The 2538-nt window shown below is 67.7% G+C and carries 3 protein-coding genes; all 3 read right to left on the bottom strand.

All coding sequences use genetic code 11. The annotated features are described in order from the left end of the window. Nucleotides 1-168 precede the first annotated feature (168 nt). Nucleotides 169-453, bottom strand: a complete 285-nt coding sequence (locus tag ACIBAF_RS49210; RefSeq protein ID WP_399473393.1) for a hypothetical protein — start codon at nt 451-453, stop codon at nt 169-171. A gap of 37 nt (nt 454-490) precedes the next feature. Beyond that, nucleotides 491-838 carry a hypothetical protein gene (locus tag ACIBAF_RS49205; RefSeq protein WP_399473391.1) on the bottom strand — a complete coding sequence of 116 codons (348 nt, stop codon included), beginning with the start codon at nt 836-838 and terminating at the stop codon, nt 491-493. A gap of 100 nt (nt 839-938) precedes the next feature. Beyond that, on the bottom strand, nt 939-2411 hold the full coding sequence (locus ACIBAF_RS49200; RefSeq protein WP_399473389.1) for a PP2C family protein-serine/threonine phosphatase: 1473 nt from the start codon (nt 2409-2411) through the stop codon (nt 939-941). Nucleotides 2412-2538 lie beyond the last annotated feature (127 nt).

The following is a 2538-nucleotide window of genomic DNA, read 5'->3' as shown; positions in this document are numbered from 1 at the left end:
TGGCGCCCGCTTCGAGAACGGCCTCCTCGTCGAACGAGACAAGACCCTCGCAGCGTGATCCACCTCAACTGATCCACAAGTCTTGACAATTACTCAGGCTCAAGCGGCGCACGAGACTCGCGCACAGTTCCTTCAATGAGTTGGGGTTCATGTCGTTCTCCATTGGGGTTAGTTGGACCGTCGGTTGGCGGCGAGGCAGGCGTCTGCGGTTGCCAGTCGTGCCGGGTTGGTGACGAGTTCTTTGGCCCAGACCCGGCTGGCGGTGGTCCCGGCGGCGACTTGGTCTGGTGCGGTGATGACGTAAGCGCGCTGGCTGGATGCCTGCAGTTCGGCGCACCGCTCGTCGTGGGCGGCGTCGCCGGCGGGAGGGGGCTCGACGGCCACGATCGTCATCTCGCCGGGAGTCGGCTCATGGAAGATGACCCGCCACTGCGGGTCGGGTGTACTGGTCACGGTTTCCTTCGGGGTGTTGTGGGGGCCAACAGGCGTGTCAGGCCTGGGGGTTAGGGGAGGGGTAGCGCGCGTGGGCTTCCGCCATCACTCCGGCGATGTAGTCCATGAGGGTGCGGATCTGCTTCCTGTCACCGCCCAGGAACAAGGCCAGGTCGAAGACCTCAGCGGCGGCGGTGTAGTCGAGGAGCTGCCGGTACTGCTCGACGGTGAGGGTGATCAGCTCCTCCGGGCGCAGGGCCCAGGCCGCGACGGCGGCGTTTTCGGCGAGGCGCAGGGCAGCGCGCAGCGTCTCGTCGTCCGGCGAGCGGGTCATGAGGATCAGGAACATGGCGCCGAAGTGGTGTTCGGGCGTGTTGAGCGTCGGTATCGAGGGGCGGGCGGACATGGACGCCTCCGGTTGGGATACGAGCCACCCCTGAATGCTTCTTTTCTATATGCATTCTGGGTAGAGGGCGGCCACTTCTCGGACGGACAAGGGGGGAGGGTCAGGCTTGAGCGATGTCCACGACGAGCGCGGTGGCGTTGTCGGGGAACTCGTCCGCGCAGGCGGCTATCGCGTCGTCAACGACCAGGGCGGCGGCGTCCTTCGCGTCGTCGGCCAGGTCGAGGATGCCGCCGACGTCTTGACCTCGTTCTTCGAGGGGCGCGTACGCGCCGTCAGTGCACAACAGCAGTCGGCGTGTGTGGCCTCTCTCGATGGTGGCCGTGCCGATGTCGCCGTTCATCAGGCAGGAGGTGAGGACGTTTCGGTCGTACGGCCCGGGGGTGCGCCCTCGGCTGCGCAGGTCCTGGGCGTAGTTGTGATCGTGGGTGACGAGCTGGGATATGCCGATCGGGGCCAGTCGGTAGGCCCGCGCGTCGCCGCACCAGCCGACGCGGATGAGGGGTAACCGGTGGTCGGCCACGGCAACGACGGCGACGGTGCTCGGGTCGGTGCGGGGGTCGAAGTCCCACCGCAGTTCGTTGCGGGCTTGCACTCGCGCCGCCGCGAGGGCGCGGGCGGGGCTGCCGTGCCGGGCTGCCTCCTGGGCGATGAGGGGGGCGAACCTTTGGGCGAAGTGGCGGACTTGGGGCCTGTCGCCGATTCCGTCGAGGACGGCGAAGGCCCACCGGCCGGTGTTCTTGTTCCGTCTGATCGCATAAGCGTCGCACTGGTAGTTCCGGCCGCCGCGGTGCTGGACTGCGCTCACCTTGAAGCCGATGGTCGTCGTCGCCCCGGAGAGCAGACCCGCTGCACGATGGATTGCCTCGGCGCTGAGTTCGGGCAGGGGCGTGAGGTCGCCGGCGTGGTTGGTCGCGCCGGTGATCACGACGGGGCCTCGCAGGAGGGGCGGTCGGCTTCCTCCGGTGATACTCATCCACGCCTGCCGGGCGACGTCGTTCACCGACTCGGCGCCACGTCCGGCGTGGACGACTGCCCGGCGGCCGAGTTGGTGCGCACGCGGGGCTTCGACATAGAAGCCGATGCAGCGGAGTTGGTCTGCATGGCATGAGTCGAGCAGCAGTTCTTCGACTTCGCCGTTCGGGGAGACGAGCAGGGCAGGTGTCGTGGCGATCACTGGAGAGGTCCAATCGTGCGCGGGGGAAGGCCCCCGGGGGTTGGCGGGAAGAGGGACCGCGACGTCACGCGGGTCGGCCAGCGGGTGAACGTAGTAGTAGCCGGGCGGGTGCGTGCGCAGGTCCGCGAGCCGCGCGAGTAGGCACAGATCGGCGGTGAGCTTGTCCCAGATCGGGTCCGGCGGCTTTTGCAGGTCGAACCGGAGGAGGAGTCGTCCGTCGTCGCCATGCAAACGCCACAAGGCATAGCCGGGGTCGTTGCGGGTGGCGACGAGAGTCCTGATGCGCGGCTCGATCGCTACCGCCGTCACGGCCATGCGTCTCAGTACGGCGAGAGCGAGGTTGCGGGTGGCCTCACACACTCGCCGATCCGCGAGCGGGCAGGGGTCTTGCGCTTGCATGTGCCTCCTTGACGTAGGGTCGCCCTGCGGCCGGGGGGTGCCTCTATGTCCTTCGTCAAGGCACCTCTGTCGGGTTTGGGGTGGTTCAGGGTTGCTGGGGTTATGCGGCGAGCTCGACGCCCTTCGG

Source organism: Streptomyces sp. NPDC051677 (genome assembly GCF_044453465.1).
GTDB lineage: Bacteria > Actinomycetota > Actinomycetes > Streptomycetales > Streptomycetaceae > Streptomyces.
The sequence above is the reverse complement of the archived record's forward strand: the minus strand, read 5'-3'. Positions and strand labels throughout refer to the sequence as shown.

Excerpts from the sequence above, each read along its gene's own strand:
- ACIBAF_RS49200 (WP_399473389.1), bottom strand. The coding sequence starts at position 2,411 with ATGCAAGCGCAAGACCCCTGCCCGCTCGCGGATCGGCGAGTGTGTGAG.
- ACIBAF_RS49205 (WP_399473391.1), bottom strand. The coding sequence starts at position 838 with ATGTCCGCCCGCCCCTCGATACCGACGCTCAACACGCCCGAACACCAC.